Genomic DNA, 18755 nt, shown 5'->3' on the forward strand with positions numbered 1-18755 from the left:
TTTGGTAAGTGACAAATCCTGCGACAATAATGCCAAGCACTATCAACACCAGGAATACGTTTTCTTTGACGATCGATAAAAATTCTATTTGGCTTAAAGACCACAAGTTTTCGCGACGTGCTTTTGCGTCAAATTGCTGTGTGATATTTGGAATAAAAGAAGGTGCTACATAAGTTTCTTTTGAAGCTTTGGTTGTTTTTTTTCTGGACGACATTAAAAATCCTTTATAAGAAAATCTGAACAGCGTAAAAAAGAAAATCAATAAGGAAATGCCCAGCCACAACAACCGGTTGATCGCAAATTTCCCGGAAAGTGACAATTGTGTGTGGTTCAACTCGTCAATAGTCCAATATTTTGTGATATAGCTATAAGCCGTTTCGCCAAACGGATCGACATAAATACTTAGCCATTCAGTATCTAAATTGGATAATAATTGACCGGATGCCATGCTTAAAATAAGAATGACGATACCGCCCAAATACAAGATAGACATCCGTTTAAAAAAAGTCATCAAACAGAAAAACAAGCTGCCTATAAAAAACGCATTAAAGGTCAATAAGTATAAAAATGGCATAAAATACGCCGTAAAATCGAAGGCTGTATAAGTACCATAATCTGGGCGTTCCAAAAAAGCACCCATGGCAAAACCGATCATTGTACCAATTACGGCTGCAATATTCATGACCGTTACGATGGTAAAACTGCCCCAAAAACGACCTAAAATGTAATTTTTTTCTGAAATAGGAAAAGTAAAATACGTTTGTGCCGTTTGGTGTTCTTCATCTCTATAAACCGCGACGCCCATAATGGCGGCGTAAAAAAACAAACTTATAATGCTCATACCACCAAGAATTCCCGTAATTGCATTAGGGCCATTGGTATATTCGGCGGTTACAGAATCTTGAAAAACACTCAATAAAAGCGGAATGATAAACATCAAAAAAATGTAGATGTAAGTTGCCGGTCGTCTTAAACGGTATTTAAGTTCAAACAAGAAAATTTCCATCATGACTATACAGTTTGAGATTGATTAATGCTGTAGAAATAAAAATCCTCCAGCGTATTGTTTACAATTTCAAAACCATCGCCAGGATGTATTTCGCTATAGACGTTGACATTCATATTTCCACTTCTTAAATACGTTGAGAGCACATTATATTCAGATTGGTAGTGTTCTATTTCGTCCTTTTCGATGCGTTTGCGATATATTTTTTCGTTTAAGGAATTTGATAATTCGAGTGGATGTCCTTGAACCACCACGCGGCCATCATTAAAAACCGCCATATTGGTACACAAATTCACCACATCGTCCACAATATGCGTTGACAAAATAACGACGGCTTCTTCGCCCAATTCGCTAAGCAAATTATGAAACCGATTCCGCTCCAAAGGATCTAATCCAGCAGTAGGTTCATCGACAATAATCAATTTCGGATTGCCAATCAAAGCTTGTGCAATGCCGAATCGTTGACGCATTCCACCTGAATAATCGCCCAAATTCCGTTTTCTAAATTTGTATAAATTCACTTTATCCAATAAATCGGCGACATAAGCTTTTCGATCGATGGTACTGTGAATCCCTTTGATTTTAGCAATGTGATTCAACATCATTTCTGCCGAAACCTTTGGATACACTCCAAAATCCTGTGGTAAATAGCCTAATACTTTACGTAATGCTTCAGGTTGGGAAAAAACGTCAATGCCATCAAAATCAATCGAGCCGCTATCGGCAATTTGCAAAGTGGCAATCGTACGCATCAAAGTCGATTTGCCCGCACCATTTGGTCCTAAAAGACCAAACATGCCTTTACCAATTTCAAGATTTACATTATTTAGGGCTTGGGTTCCATTGGGATAGGTTTTATTCAAATTTTGGATGGAAAGCATAATTTTTAGTTTAGTGAGTTTTTGGTTGAACAGTATTGGTAAGAACTTGATTGATAATGTTACATAAAAATTAGTTTTTAAGTGTTTTTGGCAAATTTTATCCTCAGTAAGATAAAATTTTGCTGAAGATTATAGATATTAATCTTGCAATGGCAAACTATCATCCTTAAAAAAAGGATGTCGCAAATAATAGACAACCATTCCCACAAAAGTAATAATCCAACTTCCAAGAGCAATATATACAAAAACTTCGGAGAGTTCCTTTAAAAATGAAAGTTGCAAGGCTTGCGCCATTTTATAAGTGCAAACGGTGTACATGCCCAACGGAAAAACCATACTCCAATACAGCGGATGGTATTTGAGCGGAAATTGTTTGAGTACGGTGCGCCAAATTCCCATGATTACCACAAACGGAATCCACCACGTACCAATCGCCCAATACAACAATGTAAATCCTTTAAGAAACGGCAAAATATCTTGCAGAAAAAACCACTTATCGGCATTGGTAATCAAGTGGGATCCTGCCAAAACCGAAATGGCCGTAGCACCCATATTAATCCAATACGAAGGCGCAAATTCTTTGGCTAGCAAATCAAAAAAAGACATGCGATATACAATTAAGGTAATAATAAAAATGTAAAACATGCAGCCGCACAAAAACAAAATCAGCGAACAGAATAAAATGGGCTCCACATAAATATTAAAATGATGTGCCACTTGAATGCCCAAAACAGCAATAGATTGTGTTGAAACAATGATAAGTAACCAAGAACCGCTAATCGATTTTGAAAATTTTGGCTTTTCGTGCGCAACAGTAATCACTGTAAAAAACGCATAAATTAAAAATAACCAAGCCACCGATGAAAGGACATACATTAAAACCGCCAAATAATAATGATCCCAAAACCTAACAAACTGAACGCCCAAAACGGCACTGCCAGCTACAAATGCAAGATGGCCTGGACTTATATTTAAGTTATAAAAATCAGCTTTACATAGATTCCAATACAAAAACAATCGGGCGATAAATAAAGCCAACAGCCACAAATAAGCGACAATATTGAAATACAGCAAACCATGCGCTACCATGTTAAATCCATAAATATGGGCAGCCAAGGACACAATACCTGAAGCCATGACCAAACTAAAATATCCTGGTGAAAGATGCCGAATATGATTGTGAAAACTGAAATGTGAAATTCCATAAAAACAAGTGGTTTCCTTGTTTTTAGCTGACGCAGAAAAACTTAGCCAATGCATAAAAAATTGAATGGCTTTATTTTTTAGGTCAATGAAATTGGGAATAATAGGAATAGAACGATAAGACATTTGGCAATCTGAATAGTTTGTCTAACAAATTTATTCTTTTCTTTTTGAAATTTGAACTTTCATAAACGAGATATCCAAATTACTGTTAATCAGATTCAATTACATATATTTTACTCCGTTTCATCAAAATCACAGAATAGTTTGATTTTATACCAACGTAAATTTAGGACTATAAATTCTGTAACCTTTATTTAAGATGTCCATCTAAAGTTTTGAACAACATAAGTACAACCTATTTAAAACAACACCTCAATTAAGGAAATTAATGGATGAAATTGGTCAGAAATTATCGAAACTTCTTAAAACTGAAGATATCGACGTTTATATTAAAGCCGCCCATTTATGTGTGGCATCGCGTGGCGTAAAGATGAAAAAAGCGTGACTAAAACCAAATTCTTTGGTGGAAAATTCGAAAAAAATAAAATACAAAACCGATTTATAAATGCCCTTTCAAAATAATACCGAACAAAACATTTAAATAAAAAAAACAGAAATACTTCAAATTATTTGTAACCCAATTACAATATCCACATCAAAAGAGTAAATAATTATATAAACAATATTTTAAATAACAACTATTATGAAAACAAAAGCAAACTACAAATTGACATTAATTTGTGCATTAGCCATCGCCACATCAGGGTTGATGATGGCACAAGACACGCCACAACTTTCAGATCCAGAAATAGCATCGGTAGCTGTGGTGGCCAACCAGATTGACATTGATTACGGAAAAGTAGCGCTTGAGCGTTCCAAAAACAAAGAAGTCATTGACTTTGCCAACCGAATGATTGAAGACCATAAAGCAGTTATCAATCAAGCCGTTGCATTAGTGACCAAATTGGGTGTCACACCTATGGATAATGCCGTGAGCCAATCGTTGTTGACACAATCCAAAGAAACACTCAAAAAACTGAATTCGGTTAGCAAAAAGGATTTTGACAAAACTTATATCGACAATGAAGTAGCCTATCATGAAGCCGTTATAAGTGCTGTGAAAGACGTATTGATTGTACAAGCAAAAAATGCCGAACTAAAAGATCTGCTCGAAGCTGTACTTCCAGCTTTGGAAGCGCATCTTGGCCATGCTAAAATGGCACAATCCAAAATTTCAAAATAATGCAGACACTTAAAACCTTCGGATTAAAATATGTTGTGATAAGTGGGATCTTGGTTAGTGCGTTCGTATTGTTGATGGGATTTAAAAACTCGGAAAACACGCACAAACCAATTAGCCATACGGTAACCATCTTTAAAATGAAATATAATCCCGAACATTTGGTCGTCAACAAAGGCGATACTGTGGTGTGGATCAATAAAGATTTTTACCAACATGATGTGACTGATTTTCCTGCCAAAAAATGGACTTCAAAACCTTTTAACAAAGGGGAAACCTGGTCCAAAGTCATCACTGAAGACACGGACTATTTTTGCAATCTGCATAAAGTGATGAAAGGCACCATCAGATTGGTCAAATGATTATTTCAACGTAGGGCCTGTTCAAATCTTAGTGAAGCAGGCCTATGTTAAGATCTAAATTAAATTTTTTGTGAAACGTAATATTTCATTTCAAAATTAAATTCATTTTCAGAAATTCTTTTGAAACCAAGACGTTCATAAAAATGTTGAGCTCTATAATTAATTTTAAAAACCTGAAGTCTAATCGTTTTCATTTCCAAAATCGCTTTCTCAATAATATTTCCCATGATTTCTTTTCCAATACCTAAATTTTGAAAGTGTTGGTCGATCAGTAAATTTTCTAAATAAATTTCATTATCGCTATGATTTACAACTATAAAGCCAACTATTTGATCTTCAAATTGGATTAATTTGGTTTTTGAAACCTTAAACTTTTTTTGGTGTATCTTTTGCTGATGTAGGTCATCCCAACCCCACAGTTTTTTGATATATGGTTTTATGGAGTTGCAGACAATCTGATAGGTTATTCCAATATCAGATGTTTTGGATGCGATCAAATTAATGGATGTTTTCAAGGGTTTTAAAATGTGATAAAAAACGACAAATACAATTTAACTAAATTGGTAGAAATAAAAAAATCCCACAACTTGCGGGATTTGTTATCTATTACATGTTTTTTATTTTTTTGCGACTTCAACACGGTATTGATTAAGGACAATGTCTTTTCGTGCCACAAGCATTTTTCCTTCTTTTATTGGAGTTAAAATTCTATCGACACCTCTTTTTGCAAGCCTTTTACGGCACGATTTTGTAAGACGATGATCGTTGTCAAAAATAAAATTATTAGAATTATACTCAACCTGATTAGGTTCTTTGATGGTCAAATGAATGGCTTTTAAATCTCTGCTCAATCTATAGGCTCCAGGAACAAAAGTATAAAAGGTATATTGACCATCGGCATTAGTTTTCACCCAGGCTCTGTGCTCTACAAAGCGCTTTTTTTCATGCTTGTTCAATTTAAAATTGCCATCTTCATCAGTTTGCTCGATATAAAGAATAACATCTTTTGCCGGTGTTATTTTATCGCTTAAATAGACGGTTCCAGTAATTTTTAAAGGCATTTTCTTCGATGCGAAATCCATTATGGAATCGGTGTTGGTCAACGGATGTGAGTAATCATAAATAGCGTGTCGTTTTTTATAATTCTCTGGCAGTTCTTGAATAGTTTCTTGAGCCTTAAGCGTTAAGAAATTTCCTATAAAAATCGAAATAGAGCAAAAGTAAATTAGTTTTTTCATTGGGACATAAATTAGTAATCATTTCAAAATTAAATATTTACTATGCCCAAGAAAAAAAAAGGCTATGAATGCTTAAATTAAACGTTTAAATGTCAGTCTATTATATGAACGTCAAAATTTTTCGACAAACGGAATAGTTGTTTAAGAGAATTTAATGGTTTCCAGATCCACATTTCCTCCGGAAAGAATAATTCCAACTTTTTTATTCTTAAAATACTCCTTTTCCTTTAATACGACCGCAAAGGCTACCGCGCTTGATGGCTCTACGACAATTTTAAGGCGTTCCCATAGAAGTTTCATAGCCTTAAGAATTTCGTGCTCTTCCACACAGACAATATGATCAACATATTTTTGAAGAATTGGAAAATTAATATCGCCGAGTTGGGTTCGTAATCCGTCGGCAACCGTATTAGCTGATATGTTCGTTTCAATGTGGCCACTTTTCATGGATCTGAAAGCATCATCTGCGGCTTTAGGTTCACCGCCAAGAACCACACAATGATTTCCGAAATAATGCGCGGCCAAAGCTGTACCTGCCAACAATCCGCCGCCACCAACAGGACTCAATAAAAAATTTAAATCGGGTAGCGATTGTAAAAGCTCCATCGCTGCGGTAGCATTTCCTAAAATTACATTCAGATCGTTTGAAGGATGGATAAACGTTGCGCCTTTATTATCAACAATATCTTGTGAAGCTTGTTCGCGCGCTTTAATATTAGGTTCGCATTCCGTAACAAGACCGCCATAGTTTAAAACCGCTTCCTTTTTGACCAGAGGTGCATTATTTGGCATAACAATATAGGCCTTAACATCCAAATTTCTAGCTGCTAACGATATGGCTTGTGCAAAATTTCCTGATGAATGTGTTACCACTCCCCGCTCCTGCTCTTCTTTGGTAAGATTGATAATGGCATTGGTAGCACCGCGCATTTTAAAAGCACCCATTTTCTGAAAGTTTTCGCATTTAAAAAACAGCTTCGCACCAGCCATTTCATCCAATAACTGAGATGTTAAAACAGGAGTGTTGTGTATAAAAGGAGAAATGCGTTGTTGAACTTCTAAAAGTGATTGTTTGTCCATATCAAATCAAAAACCTAAAGATATTTAAATTCTATTTACGGAACCTCGCAAAAAGAACTAATTTCCTTTTGGTATTGATAAAGTAAACTCCGGTTAATAAAATGACGGCAGCCACAATGGATTGAGTGGTAATTTGCTCATTTAAAAAATACCAGCCTAAAAGCATGGCAATAATAGGATTGACATAGGTAGAAGTTGCCACTTTATCCGGAGAAACTTTTTTAAGTAGGAAATTAAATGATGTAAAGGCCACTACACTTCCAAAAACAACTAACAACAACATGGACCATTGTACTTTTTCACTCCAAACGTGAGGAAGACTCCAAGTTTCGCCCAAAAAAAAGCTTGCTATCAACATCATTAACCCACCTATAATCATTTGATACCCTGTATTTACAAAGTAATTTCGAGGCAAATCGGCTTTACCTACAAAAAGACTTCCTGAAGCCCAACTTATCATACAAAAGAAAATCATGATCATCCCTGCAATCGATCCTTCTTGACTGACTATTTGATTTTGGCTGACCAATAAAAAAATACCTATGATGCCTAAAATCACTCCTAACATGGACATCATTTTTATTTTTTTACCTTGAAAAACACGCATCAAAATTAAGACTACCAATGGTTGTGCAGAAATTTCTAAAGCTGCAAATCCACTATCCACATATTTCAATGCCCAAACTACAACGCCGTTGCCAATGGTTAAAAACAAGAATCCGGCAATGGTTGTATTGACTAATTGCCGTTTGGTGATGGCCAAGGATTTTCCCATCAACTTGACTATGATGAAAATAAGAATTCCGGCAGTTATGAAACGGTTAGAAGCAAGAAAAAACGGCGGCAATTCAGATACTGCAATTTTATTCAGCAAATAGGTAGATCCCCAAATGACATAAATAGAAAAAAAGGCAAGCAGAATAAAAACTGTATTTTTTGAAATGTTCATAGCTGATGTTACTGAAATAGTGTCAGGGCAAATGGAATTGGCAAAAATAAGAAAAGAGGCACTCAAAACGCCTCTTTTAATCTTACTATTTTATATGTTATCTAATCTTTTAAAGTAGCCATATCAATCACAAATCGGTATTTTACATCCGATATGATGACTCTTTCATAAGCGTCATTAATAGTGCTCATATCGATCAGTTCAATATCAGAAACAATATTATGTTTGCCACAAAAATCCAGCATTTCCTGAGTTTCTTTAATACCGCCTATTAACGAACCTGCTATTCGTTTTCGACCACCTATCAAACCACCTCCATGAAATGGCTTGAGGGGTTCAATGGCGCCCACAAGCACCATCGTGGCATCGCGTTTTAATAACGCAATATACGGATCCATTTCATGTCCTACCGGAATGGTATTTAATATAAAATCAAAGCTATTTTTATGCTTTCGCATTTCATCCATATTTTTTGAAATTAAAACTTCGTGCGCACCAAGAGCTTTTGCATCTTTAGATTTGTCTGGTGAAGTTGTAATCATAACCACATGTGCACCAAGGGCATTTGCGAATTTCACCCCCATGTGCCCAAGACCACCCAAACCGATAACACCTACTTTGTCCCCTTTTTTAACATTCCAATGGCGCAATGGCGACCAAGTCGTGATGCCTGCACATAATAAAGGTGCAGTAGCCTTGGGATCAATCGTATCAGGAATACTTAAAACAAACTCTTTGTTCACAACAATTGATGTTGAATAGCCACCCAAAGTATGGCCACCCAAATGTTTATCCTTGCTATTATAAGTGCCTGTCATTCCATTTTCGCAATATTGTTCCAAACCCTCTTCACAGGATGCACAATGCTGGCAAGAATCGACCATGCAACCAACACCTACCAAATCGCCTTGTCTAAATTTGGTTACATTTTTACCGACTTCTACCACTTTACCTACAATTTCGTGCCCAGGTACCACAGGATATTTTGAACCTTTCCAATCGTTTCTAACGGTATGAATATCACTATGGCAAACACCACAGTACATAATGTCAATTTTCACATCATCGTCGCCACAGTTTCTACGTTCAATCGACATCGGTTTTAAATCTGCTTTGGCATCTGCAGCGCCATACGCTTTTATAATTGTTTTCATTTTTTTATGTTTTTATGTATGATGAAGTAAGCCAAGGTATAATTAAACAATCGAATTTGTATTATTCTTCTTGGCGTTCTTGATAATAAAAAGATACTATTTTCAACGGATCACAAATTTAATCATTCTAATTTTTATAGAGTCAAAATACTATTCCATTTGTTTGTTTTATTTATGATCCTCAAAAAAACGTCAAACAATTTTGATTTAAAACTTCTATACTTAAAACAAAAATTACCGGAAATTTAGGATCGTATCATTTTTTATTAAAAAAAATAAAACCGCCAACTAATGCAAAATCGTTTTTCAAAACCACAGTCTGAGGATTTGAATATGAGTGAAATATGTTAAAAAAATATTAATATCTCTATATTAATAAACCTACTTTTTATTTTATTTTAAGGGTTATGAATGAAAAAAAATAAAATCAGAAATAGTCTATTTGCTAATTATGCTCGTAGATACCTTAAACCTTTAATTTATTATTATGAAAAAAATTTCGATTTTACTTATTACAGCCGTATTGTTTTCTTCATGTGTTTCAAAGAAAAAATATGTTGCTTTAGAGCTTGAAAACGGCCAAATTAAAAGTGAACTCACCAAAACGAGAGTTGAAAAAGAAGATCTTGAAAATAAATTTTCTGCTATTCAGGCTAGAGTTGACAACTATAATAACAAAATTAAATCACTTACCGAACAAAATGATGCCATGCTTGTCAACGTTGACAATGTTGCGGTAATCTCTAACGACACCAAAAAAGCAATGCGCAAAACATTGCAAAATATTGATCCCTCAAAACTTGCTGGTGCAAAAACTCTAAAAGATTCGATGAATTTGGCATTGTCATACAATTTGAACAAATCTTTGGAAAAAGATCAAGTTAATGAAAGTGACGATATTACAATTGACATCAATGAAACGGTGGTTATGATTTCAATTTCTGACAAAATGCTTTTTAATACAGCTAGTTATAAAGTAAGTAACAAAGCGAATGATATTTTACAAAAATTGGCCAACGTTATCAATTCTGAACCAAGCATTGAAGTTATGGTAGAAGGCCACACGGATTCAAGAAGCATTAGTACGAGTAAAATTGCCGATAACTGGGATTTAAGCGTATTGCGTGCTACCTCTGTAGTAAGAAAATTACAAAAAGATTATGGCGTTGCTCCTGAAAAACTGATTGCTTCAGGTAGAAGTTCATATAAGCCGCTTGCCGAAAACGATTCTAACGAAAACAGAGCAAAAAACAGAAGAACACGTATTGTTATTCTTCCAAACCTGGATAAATTCTTTGCTCTAATGGGCAGTAATGAGTAATATATTGATATTTTAATCCATTGTAAAAAAGCTGTTATTATTAACAGCTTTTTTTATTCCAAATGTATTTTGCATTTGAAAAAAAACTAATTTCGTGTTATAATTCTTATCATTGGTAGGCTTTGAAAAAGCATGAATACGCACCTAAAAACTTCTTGTTTATTTCCCGTTGGGGAGAAATTTTGGATATCGCTTATGCAATTCAAAATGAAGGCAATAATGTTAAACTATATATTGAAGACAAAACATCGCGAGAGATCGGCAATGGGTTTGTAAAAAAAGTTAAAGACTGGAAAAAACAAATTGATTGGGCGGATATCCTTATATTTGATTACACCGGTTTTGGTAAGGAATGTGAAGAACTAAGAGCCGCCGGCAAGATTGTTTTTGGTGGAAGTACCTATACCGATCTTTTAGAATTGGATCGAAATTTTGGCCAAAACGAGCTCAAAAAACACAAAATAAAAACATTGCCTTTTAAAGAATTTTTAAGCTTTCAGGATGCCATTGCTTATGTTGAAAAAAATCCTGATGCTTATGTCATAAAACCATCCGGAGAAACCCAAGAGTTAAAACAACTATTATTTGTTGGAAGTGATGATGAAGGCCACGATGTCATTCGTGTTCTAAAAGCCTACGACAAATCTTGGGGAGATGATTTCGGGAATTTTCAACTGCAAAAAAAAGTAAAAGGTGTGGAAATTTCAGTGTCGGCATTTTTTAACGGCACCGAATTTTTACGTCCCATAAATATTACTTTTGAACATAAAAAATTATTCCCTAAAGAACTCGGTGTTTCTACTGGCGAAATGGGATCGAGTATGTTCTGGGCTAACCGCTCACCAATTTTTGATGCCACTTTGAAAAAATTTGAACCAACTTTACTTAAAAATAATTTTGTTGGACATATTGATATCAACTGTATTGTAAACGGCAACGGGATTTACCCATTAGAGTTTACCTCCCGATTTGGTTATCCACAGGTTTTTATTCAACGAGCGGGTATCACTGAGCCAATGGGCGACATGTTTTATAAAATTGCAAGTGGCCAATCTTTTGTAATCAATACAAAAAAAGGATTCCAAGTGGGTGCTTTTATAGTGGTTCCGCCTTTTCCTTATGACGACAAAAAAACCTTTGAACTTTTCTCAAAAGATGCTGTTGTGGTTTTCAAAAAGGACAAGAAAGAAGGCATCCATCCCATGCATCTCAAAAAAATTAATGATGAATGGTTAATAACCGGCAATGTTGGTATTGCACTTTTAGTGACCGGCACTGGAATTACCATGAAAGATGCCCAAAAAATGATGAACAATAGAATTCACAGTGTCATTGTCAATAACGGCTACTACCGAACAGATATTGGTGACCGATGGCTTGAGGATTCAGACCGATTATGGTCGTGGGGATTATTATAACAAGTTATGGAGAATTTCATTTTTAAAGAATTAAAAAACAATCCTCAGTGTTTTTTTGACATTCTTCCAGAAGATTGGCAAGACGAAATTGCTCCTTTTTGGGAAGATTATAAAAATGATGCTAATATATATATTATCGAAGATCAAAACGACATCATTGGCGGCGGCATTGCTTTTCACAAATCACCACCCCATTTTGAGTATTTTGAAACTGAAGCTAAGACTTTCTTCAATAATGGCTATTTATATCTTGGTTTTATTTGGATTCAAGAAAATCATCGGCATAAAAATCTAGGAAGTTTTTGGTTAAATCAATTAAAAGCACAAAACAGCCAACATTCATTTTTTTTACTTACGGAAGAAGAACACCTCAAACATTTTTACATTAAAAACGGATTTCAATACATAAAATCGGTTCAAAATCAAGATATAACGGAATGGTTGTTTGTTAGTAAAACTTAGAGCTTATCAACAAAACTATACTCCTAAAATTATTGTTAAAAACTCGTTAATATGAGATATCATGGGTATTTTTGCATAAAAAATTTAAGACTCCATGACAAATCTTATTAAAAGCTTTAAAATTACTGCCGTTTTAGAGGGCATTTCTTACTTGGTGCTATTCGCTAATATGCTATTGATCAAACCATTTTATATCGATCTATATAAAACCTTATTGTATCCAATTGGCATGACACATGGTTTGCTATTTATTGCCTATGTGCTATTAGCCCTTTTGGTGGGATCTAAATTAAAATGGTCCTTTAAAACTTTAGGTATTGTTTTGTTAGCGTCATTGCTCCCATTTGCTACATTTTATATTGAAAAGCGTTATTTAAATACCGCAGCATAATGTCTCAATACGACCACTATTTTTCGAATTACTTTATAGAGGTTGGTGTTTCCCAACCTTGGGCAGTGTTCTTAAATATGTTGGTCCTAATGTTCATCCTGTCTGCCATAATTTTTATCACCGATAAGATTGCGGTCAAAATACTGAAACACATTTTCAGCACATTTGCTTCCAAGACATTAACGAAGTTAGACGACTATTTGGTCGTACATAAAACACCAGATAATATTGCACATTTGGTGCCATTAGTAATAACCATTAAGCTCTATTCATTTGTTTTTGGTGATTATCCACAATTAAAAGTATTTGTGCTTTTGATCATCAAACTTTATGCAATTCTTTTGATCATCTTTATTGTCAGAAGTGTGCTGAGAAGTCTCGAATCGCATTTTAAAACTTTACCACGATTAAAAGACAAACCAATAGATAGCTATATCCAAATAGCCATGCTTTTTATTTGGATAATTGGTGTGGCCTCAAGTTTAGCGGTGTTAATCGATTTATCGCTAATCGATTTTTTTACAACTTTAGGTGCTGCTTCGGCTGTTCTTTTATTAATTTTTAAGGATACTATTTTAGGATTTGTAGCGAGTATTCAAGTGGCTATTAATGATACTTTAAGAATTGGCGATTGGATTACCATGGATAAATATGGTGCGGATGGCAATGTTATTGAAATCAACCTTTCTACCATTCAAGTGCAAAATTTTGATAAAACAATTACCACCATTCCCACGTATGCCGTCATTTCGGAATCGTTTAAAAATTGGCGCGGCATGCAGGCTTCGGGCGGACGTCGAATTAAAAGATCTATTTTGATCAAATCAAAAAGTATTCATTACCTAACCGATAGTGAAATTGAAAACTTAAAAAAAATACAGCTTATCACCAATTACTTAGAAAACAAGCAGATTGAACTTAAAGCTTATAATACTGCTCACAATATTGATAAAACGGTTTTAATCAACGGGCGTAACCTTACCAATCTTGGCGTCTTTAGAAAATATGTGCAAACCTATATTGAACAGCATTCAGCCATCAATAAAGACATGCATATTATGGTGCGACAATTGGCACCATCACCTCACGGTATTCCATTAGAAATTTATGCTTTTAGTAGTGATAAGCGTTGGGTGAATTACGAGTATATCATGTCCGATATTTTCGATCATATTTTATCGGCCATTGGTTATTTCGATTTGAAACTTTTTGAAATGTCACCCACCGATCTTAACATTACAAATAATGATCAAAAATAAAACAGCCTTAACATTTGATATGATAAGGCTGTTTGATTAATTTTAAAAAGTCATTCTCTAATTTCCTACACTTTGTTGGGCTTCTTTTTTCATCTTCTCATTGGCAACAATGGCCAACTCAACACGTCTATTTTTAGCACGTCCTTCAACCGTCGAGTTATCATATTTTGGTTGGTTTGGACCATACCAATTGGTTGTAAAACGACCTGATGAAATTCCTTTTCCTGATAAAAAAGAAGTTACAGATTGAGCCCGTTGTTTAGAAAGCGTCATGTTAAAATCGGCTGGCCCTGTACTGTCGGTGTGGCCTTCCACCAAAATGTTGGTGTCTGGATATTCCTTAAAAATATCAGCTAATTTTGCCAATGTTTCTGCTGATTTGGCATTGATATTATATTTGTTGGTATCAAAATAAACACCGCTACTTTCATCAAAAACAACGTTTATACCTTCTGCAACACGCTCCACTTGTGCGCCTGGAATCTCTTCTTCAATACGCTCTGCCTGTCTATCCATACGATCGCCAATATAATTGCCAGCAACACCGCCTACAACTGCACCAATAATTGCACCCAATGCCGAGTTGTTTTTGCTACCTACATTATTGCCAATAACGCCACCTATAACGGCACCGCCGCCAGCTCCAATAACCGTTCCTTTTTGTTTATTATTTGCATTTCGTGTGGCATCACATGCTACTATAGTACTCACCATCACCAATAAAATTAGTGTTCTAAATATTTTTTTCATAGTTTTTATATTTATATTATAAAGTTGTTCTTGTAAAATTCATATTAATATTAAAAGGTTTGCCTTCAAATTGAATAGTTTGGGTAATTTGCATATGGTTGTCATCCAAATATTTCAAATTCATACGGTACCCAGTATTTTTTTCAATATCTTTTTTCTTATCGTCGGTAAACTTTAGTGTAAAATCAAAAACACCTGAGTCTTTACCTATTTCGTTAGCCGCCCATCTAAAGTTTCGCACACCGGTTGAGCAGTCAGAATCTAAGATATTGTAAGTACCTGTGCTGTTATTGGACCTAAAAAACCATTGGCTGTTTTCAAAACAAGTAGCTGTTACATCATTGAGTAAATGTGTATTAAACACTCCTTTTTCATCATAAGTTACGGAGTTAAGTTGCCAATTGCCGTCAACCGTCTTTCTTGCTGATTTTTCAACTTTAGACAGTGAACACGACACAAATAATGTTGCGACAAGCAGTGTAATTCCTAATTTTTTCATCAAAATAATTGTTAAATGGGTTATATTTAATATACGATTTTTATTGCAAAATTGTTGTTAAAGCTTTCCCAAAGAACACATCTTCTATCAAATAAAACCTTTAAAAAATTAGTGGAGTATGAGCGATGAGCAACGTTTTCAAAACTTGACTTTAAAGGTGTGCTCCTCACCCAAAATAACCTTATGATCGAAGTTTTTAAAAATTATATCACAAAGCTTAAAAATATGTTTAATGGTTTATCTTTGCCGAAACAATTGAATTATTTAGAAAAAATTTTACTAAAGGATATATTATACTGAAACTCAATTAAAGAAATGATTATCAGTTATTTTAAGGTTGATTAGTAGGCTATTTAAAGTTGAAATTCATCGGTATTAAACACGTGTATGATGACTTTGGTAAAAGAACGTTGTGTTAGTCATATCCAACTATTTGAGCCACAAATGGCAAAGGTTTTATGAAGATAAAAAATGATATTTTGCAAGCTTGTTATGAATATGCCAACAAGCGGATTGCCAATTACAAAAATGAAATAGAAACCATTAAAGAATCTATAGAAAGTAATGACAAGAATAGTGATGACGATGATGATTCGGGAAATGGAAAGCTTTTTAATGATCTCGAAAAAAATTCCCAACACCTATTGGAAGCTCAAAAAATGTTGGATAGTTTAAAGGTCATTAATCCAAAAATGATTTCTGAAACAGTAGTTTTGGGGAGTTTGGTAAAAACAACAACCAATAACTTTTTTATTTCCATAAGTGCCGGAAAAATTGCAGTTGAAAACATGGATGTTTTTGCAATTTCTTTAGGATCACCAATAGGAATGCTCTTAAAAAACAAATCAAAAGGTGATGTCATAGAATTTAACGGTAACACCTTCACTATTAAGGAAGTCATATAAGTGGTTCTCCGTTAATATCGGTGGTTAACACACTGCTCATATAATCAAAAAACGGCCTGCAAGCTTTAAAAGACCTGTTCACTTCATCCAAAAAGTTTGAAGAAATCACTTGTTGGTCGGTAAATGATTTCGTGAAAATATATTGTTTTTTGCGAATCAAATCCATTGCTTTGTGTTCTTTGTCAAAACCTCTTGGCGCTGTTTTTAATTCTTCGCCAGTAAAATCGCCCCAAATAGCCTTAAAATCCTTAGCGTTGATAATAGAGCGGATTTCCTCATCGTCCATTTCAAGTTCTTTTCGTATCCGCATGAGATCTTCTTTGGAAGGTTCCCAAAAGCCAACGGCAATAAATGACTCATTATTAGGCTGGATATGCAAATAATATCCACCTCTCAATTCGGGCTTTTTTCGTCTAAACGATCCGCTGAAATGTGTTTTGTAAGGTGCCTTATTTTTTGAAAACCGAACATCCCTATAAATCCTGAACATCTTTACTTTATCTACATCGTCATGTGTTTTTAAAGCTTCAAATAAGGTATTGAGATTTTGTTGGGCGTCGGATTCTAATTTTTTGTACTCAACTTTATGTTCATTGAACCATTCTCTTTGGTTATTTTCTTTAATCTCTTTTAGAAAATTCAATAAATCCTTTGAGAATGCTTTATTTATGGTCATTTTTTAGGTTTTTCATAAGCTTTTAAAGGTACAAAAAAGATAGATACCGTATATTAAAGCCATTTTCTTCTTCTAAAATAAATAAGCATCAGCAAAAATATAACGACCATCACAGCCCAAAGAATAAAATAACCATATTTATAATGTAACTCTGGCATATAATCAAAATTCATCCCATAAATTCCTGCAATAAAAGTTAGAGGGATAAATACCGTGGCAATGATGGTCAAGACTTTCATGATTTCGTTCATTTTATTGCTTATAATGCTCATGTACATATCCAATAAACTCCAAATCATTTCCCGATACATTTCAATATTTTCATTGATCTGAACAATATGATCGTATAAGTCTCTTAAAAAATTATAAGTTTTTTCATCAATAATTGGATGTTCAATTTTGTCCAAATGATTGATGATCTCCCTTAAAGGAAATACTGTACGCCGTATTTTCAAAACTTCGCGTTTTAACTCTTGAATTTTTGATGCGATTTCGTTACTATCAGATCCATCTTCAAAAACGCGATCTTCTACATCTTCAATCTTATCTCCAAAGGCCTCAATTACTGTAATATAATGATCCACAACGGCATCAATAATAGTGTACATCAAATAATCGGAACCTAAACTTCGCACACGGCCTTTATCTGAAGAAATCCGTTCTCTCAAATCATTAAAAACATCACCTTCCGCTTCCTGAAAAGTAAAAACATAATCATCGCCAACAACAATACTCACTTGTTCAAAAACCAGTTCCTCATCATTTTTAATGTAAAGCATTTTTAAAACAATAAATAAATACGTTTCAAACTCATCCATTTTAGGACGGTGGTTGGTATTGGCAATGTCCTCTAAAGTCAGCGGATGCAAACCATAATGCGTGCCCAGTTTTTCAATAATAGATGTGTTGTTGAGTCCGTTGACATTAATCCATGTAACTTGGTTATTGCCTTTAAAATGAAAAGCCTCCTCAACATTTTGGGTTTCAATTTTATGATAGGATTCTTTACTGTAATTAATAATGTCGATGGCCGTAACGACCGATTGTTTTTTACCTCTATAAAATAAGGTTCCAGGTGGACGATTAACCGTTTTGTAGGATTTTCTTTTCTTTTTAGGCTTCATTTGTTGAGGATTATAATCAAGATTGGTTTAAATTTAAAAAAACTTTTCGGTATAAGTTCGGTTAATTTATCAATATCAAAGGATGATCACTTTGTAAGTCCGTTTTTTAAAAATCAGCTTTAATTTGAAAAGTACCATTAAGGTTTGCTTTTTGATATTATTTTGTTTAATATGCGTGTTAAATCTTTCAAAAACATTTAAATAGTATGGGAAGACCACCTACAAGACCGATCAAATTTAGAGACGGCTTTTACATTGAGATTAGAAACAAAGGAAAAACTACCGGAATCAAAATTCATAGAGATACCAAAGAACACATGATGCGCACCATTAAAGAATACGAATTGACCAAGGAAGTCATAATTTTGGGCGAATCAAAAAACGGGAAATGGGTTAACAAAACGCCCATTCTTCATGTTGTAGAAGAAGAGTAAACTTTACTACAACATTTTTCACTAAGAACTAAACCAACCTTAATCATATAAAAACCCATAAATTACTGTTTTTTAAATCATTAAAATCAATAATTATTGGGTTTTTCCTTTATAAACTATTTGAGTTTTTTTAAATAAATAGATTCAAAAATCGAAAACTACTTATGTCCAAACTCCACTTTATTTAATATCAATCCCGAGGCGGGTGCAATATATTCCATAACTTCTGTACTTTCCACTTCAAGACTTTTTGAAATATAATCTAAGGTGATTTCGTTATTACCTAGCCGCACCAAAGTTCCCATCATCATCCTAATTTGGTTATGGCCAAAACCTTCTCCCCTTACTTTGAACACATATGATGTATCAGGAAAAAAACTAGCACTGAACATTTTATTAT

The 18755-nt window shown here is 34.3% G+C and carries 22 protein-coding genes and 1 pseudogene; 10 read left to right on the forward strand and 13 right to left on the reverse strand.

The features are described from left to right. The 3 genes from VNJ50_RS08520 to VNJ50_RS08530 form a co-directional block, all read right to left on the reverse strand. Positions 1-1009, reverse strand: a 1009-nt coding sequence (locus VNJ50_RS08520) for an ABC transporter permease (protein ID WP_414652883.1), incomplete at its 3' end; no start/stop codon positions are given. A 2-nt stretch (positions 1010-1011) separates the two neighbouring features. Next, entirely contained in the window at positions 1012-1887 is an 876-nt protein-coding gene (locus tag VNJ50_RS08525) for an ABC transporter ATP-binding protein (RefSeq protein WP_325580904.1), read from the reverse strand. A 138-nt stretch (positions 1888-2025) separates the two neighbouring features. Next, complete coding sequence (locus tag VNJ50_RS08530) at positions 2026-3216, reverse strand: tellurite resistance/C4-dicarboxylate transporter family protein (protein ID WP_325580906.1); 1191 nt, start codon at positions 3214-3216, stop codon at positions 2026-2028. 265 nt (positions 3217-3481) lie between these two features. Between VNJ50_RS08530 and VNJ50_RS15660 the strand changes: the two genes are divergently transcribed. The 3 genes from VNJ50_RS15660 to VNJ50_RS08540 all read left to right on the forward strand — a co-directional run bounded on the left by VNJ50_RS15660 (position 3482) and on the right by VNJ50_RS08540 (position 4695). Then, entirely contained in the window at positions 3482-3598 is a 117-nt protein-coding gene (locus VNJ50_RS15660) for a GTP cyclohydrolase I (protein ID WP_414652884.1), read from the forward strand. A gap of 198 nt (positions 3599-3796) precedes the next feature. Continuing rightward, the gene (locus tag VNJ50_RS08535) at positions 3797-4336 is read left to right on the forward strand and encodes a DUF4142 domain-containing protein (RefSeq protein WP_325580908.1); all 540 of its coding nucleotides are present in this window, start codon (positions 3797-3799) and stop codon (positions 4334-4336) included. Then, positions 4336-4695, forward strand: a complete 360-nt coding sequence (locus VNJ50_RS08540; protein WP_325580909.1) for a plastocyanin/azurin family copper-binding protein — start codon at positions 4336-4338, stop codon at positions 4693-4695. The genes VNJ50_RS08535 and VNJ50_RS08540 overlap by 1 nt, the downstream gene beginning before the upstream one ends. 59 nt (positions 4696-4754) lie before the next feature. Here VNJ50_RS08540 and VNJ50_RS08545 read toward each other — a convergent pair whose 3' ends face one another. The 5 genes from VNJ50_RS08545 to VNJ50_RS08565 all read right to left on the reverse strand — a co-directional run bounded on the left by VNJ50_RS08545 (position 4755) and on the right by VNJ50_RS08565 (position 9116). Beyond that, entirely contained in the window at positions 4755-5210 is a 456-nt protein-coding gene (locus VNJ50_RS08545) for a GNAT family N-acetyltransferase (RefSeq protein ID WP_325580911.1), read from the reverse strand. Positions 5211-5312: 102 nt separating this feature from the next. Then, positions 5313-5933 carry a hypothetical protein gene (locus VNJ50_RS08550; RefSeq protein ID WP_325580913.1) on the reverse strand — a complete coding sequence of 207 codons (621 nt, stop codon included), beginning with the start codon at positions 5931-5933 and terminating at the stop codon, positions 5313-5315. Positions 5934-6074: 141 nt separating this feature from the next. Then, positions 6075-7013: a pyridoxal-phosphate dependent enzyme gene (locus VNJ50_RS08555; RefSeq protein WP_325580915.1), complete on the reverse strand. Its 939-nt coding sequence runs from the start codon at positions 7011-7013 to the stop codon at positions 6075-6077. A gap of 31 nt (positions 7014-7044) precedes the next feature. Beyond that, the gene (locus VNJ50_RS08560; RefSeq protein WP_325580940.1) at positions 7045-7962 is read right to left on the reverse strand and encodes an EamA family transporter; all 918 of its coding nucleotides are present in this window, start codon (positions 7960-7962) and stop codon (positions 7045-7047) included. A gap of 101 nt (positions 7963-8063) precedes the next feature. After that, entirely contained in the window at positions 8064-9116 is a 1053-nt protein-coding gene (locus VNJ50_RS08565) for an NAD(P)-dependent alcohol dehydrogenase (RefSeq protein ID WP_325580917.1), read from the reverse strand. A gap of 487 nt (positions 9117-9603) precedes the next feature. On the opposite strand from VNJ50_RS08565, the gene VNJ50_RS08570 reads away from it, so the two are divergent. From VNJ50_RS08570 to VNJ50_RS08590, 5 genes are all read left to right on the forward strand, one after another. After that, on the forward strand, positions 9604-10437 hold the full coding sequence (locus VNJ50_RS08570) for a flagellar motor protein MotB (RefSeq protein ID WP_325580919.1): 834 nt from the start codon (positions 9604-9606) through the stop codon (positions 10435-10437). Between the two features lie 122 nt (positions 10438-10559). Next, positions 10560-11855 carry a phosphoribosylamine--glycine ligase gene (locus VNJ50_RS08575; RefSeq protein ID WP_325580920.1) on the forward strand — a complete coding sequence of 432 codons (1296 nt, stop codon included), beginning with the start codon at positions 10560-10562 and terminating at the stop codon, positions 11853-11855. A 6-nt stretch (positions 11856-11861) separates the two neighbouring features. Continuing rightward, on the forward strand, positions 11862-12317 hold the full coding sequence (locus tag VNJ50_RS08580) for a GNAT family N-acetyltransferase (protein ID WP_325580922.1): 456 nt from the start codon (positions 11862-11864) through the stop codon (positions 12315-12317). Between the two features lie 94 nt (positions 12318-12411). Further along, a complete protein-coding gene (locus VNJ50_RS08585) occupies positions 12412-12708 on the forward strand; it encodes a DUF3817 domain-containing protein (protein WP_325580924.1) in 297 nt (98 codons plus the stop codon). Then, positions 12708-13967, forward strand: a complete 1260-nt coding sequence (locus VNJ50_RS08590) for a mechanosensitive ion channel family protein (protein ID WP_325580926.1) — start codon at positions 12708-12710, stop codon at positions 13965-13967. The genes VNJ50_RS08585 and VNJ50_RS08590 overlap by 1 nt, the downstream gene beginning before the upstream one ends. A gap of 57 nt (positions 13968-14024) precedes the next feature. On the opposite strand, the gene VNJ50_RS08595 is transcribed toward VNJ50_RS08590, so the two are convergent. Further along, on the reverse strand, positions 14025-14717 hold the full coding sequence (locus tag VNJ50_RS08595) for an OmpA family protein (protein WP_325580928.1): 693 nt from the start codon (positions 14715-14717) through the stop codon (positions 14025-14027). Between the two features lie 16 nt (positions 14718-14733). After that, on the reverse strand, positions 14734-15216 hold the full coding sequence (locus VNJ50_RS08600) for a lipocalin family protein (RefSeq protein WP_325580930.1): 483 nt from the start codon (positions 15214-15216) through the stop codon (positions 14734-14736). A 458-nt stretch (positions 15217-15674) separates the two neighbouring features. Between VNJ50_RS08600 and VNJ50_RS08605 the strand changes: the two genes are divergently transcribed. Beyond that, on the forward strand, positions 15675-16121 hold the full coding sequence (locus VNJ50_RS08605) for a transcription elongation factor (protein WP_325580932.1): 447 nt from the start codon (positions 15675-15677) through the stop codon (positions 16119-16121). Here the strand turns inward: VNJ50_RS08605 and VNJ50_RS08610 are convergent. Beyond that, positions 16114-16797, reverse strand: a complete 684-nt coding sequence (locus VNJ50_RS08610) for a DUF2461 domain-containing protein (RefSeq protein ID WP_325580934.1) — start codon at positions 16795-16797, stop codon at positions 16114-16116. The genes VNJ50_RS08605 and VNJ50_RS08610 overlap by 8 nt on opposite strands. A 53-nt stretch (positions 16798-16850) precedes the next feature. After that, on the reverse strand, positions 16851-17921 hold the full coding sequence (gene corA, locus VNJ50_RS08615; RefSeq protein ID WP_325580936.1) for a magnesium/cobalt transporter CorA: 1071 nt from the start codon (positions 17919-17921) through the stop codon (positions 16851-16853). Positions 17922-18127: 206 nt separating this feature from the next. On the opposite strand from corA, the gene VNJ50_RS08620 reads away from it, so the two are divergent. Continuing rightward, a complete protein-coding gene (locus tag VNJ50_RS08620) occupies positions 18128-18355 on the forward strand; it encodes a hypothetical protein (protein ID WP_325580938.1) in 228 nt (75 codons plus the stop codon). Positions 18356-18513: 158 nt separating this feature from the next. Here the strand turns inward: VNJ50_RS08620 and VNJ50_RS08625 are convergent. Then, positions 18514-18755, reverse strand: a pseudogene (locus VNJ50_RS08625) (tRNA pseudouridine(38-40) synthase TruA); the annotation flags it as partial.

The sequence above is a fragment of the Gelidibacter sp. genome (assembly GCF_035577925.1).
In the GTDB taxonomy this organism is placed as follows: Bacteria; Bacteroidota; Bacteroidia; order Flavobacteriales; family Flavobacteriaceae; genus Gelidibacter.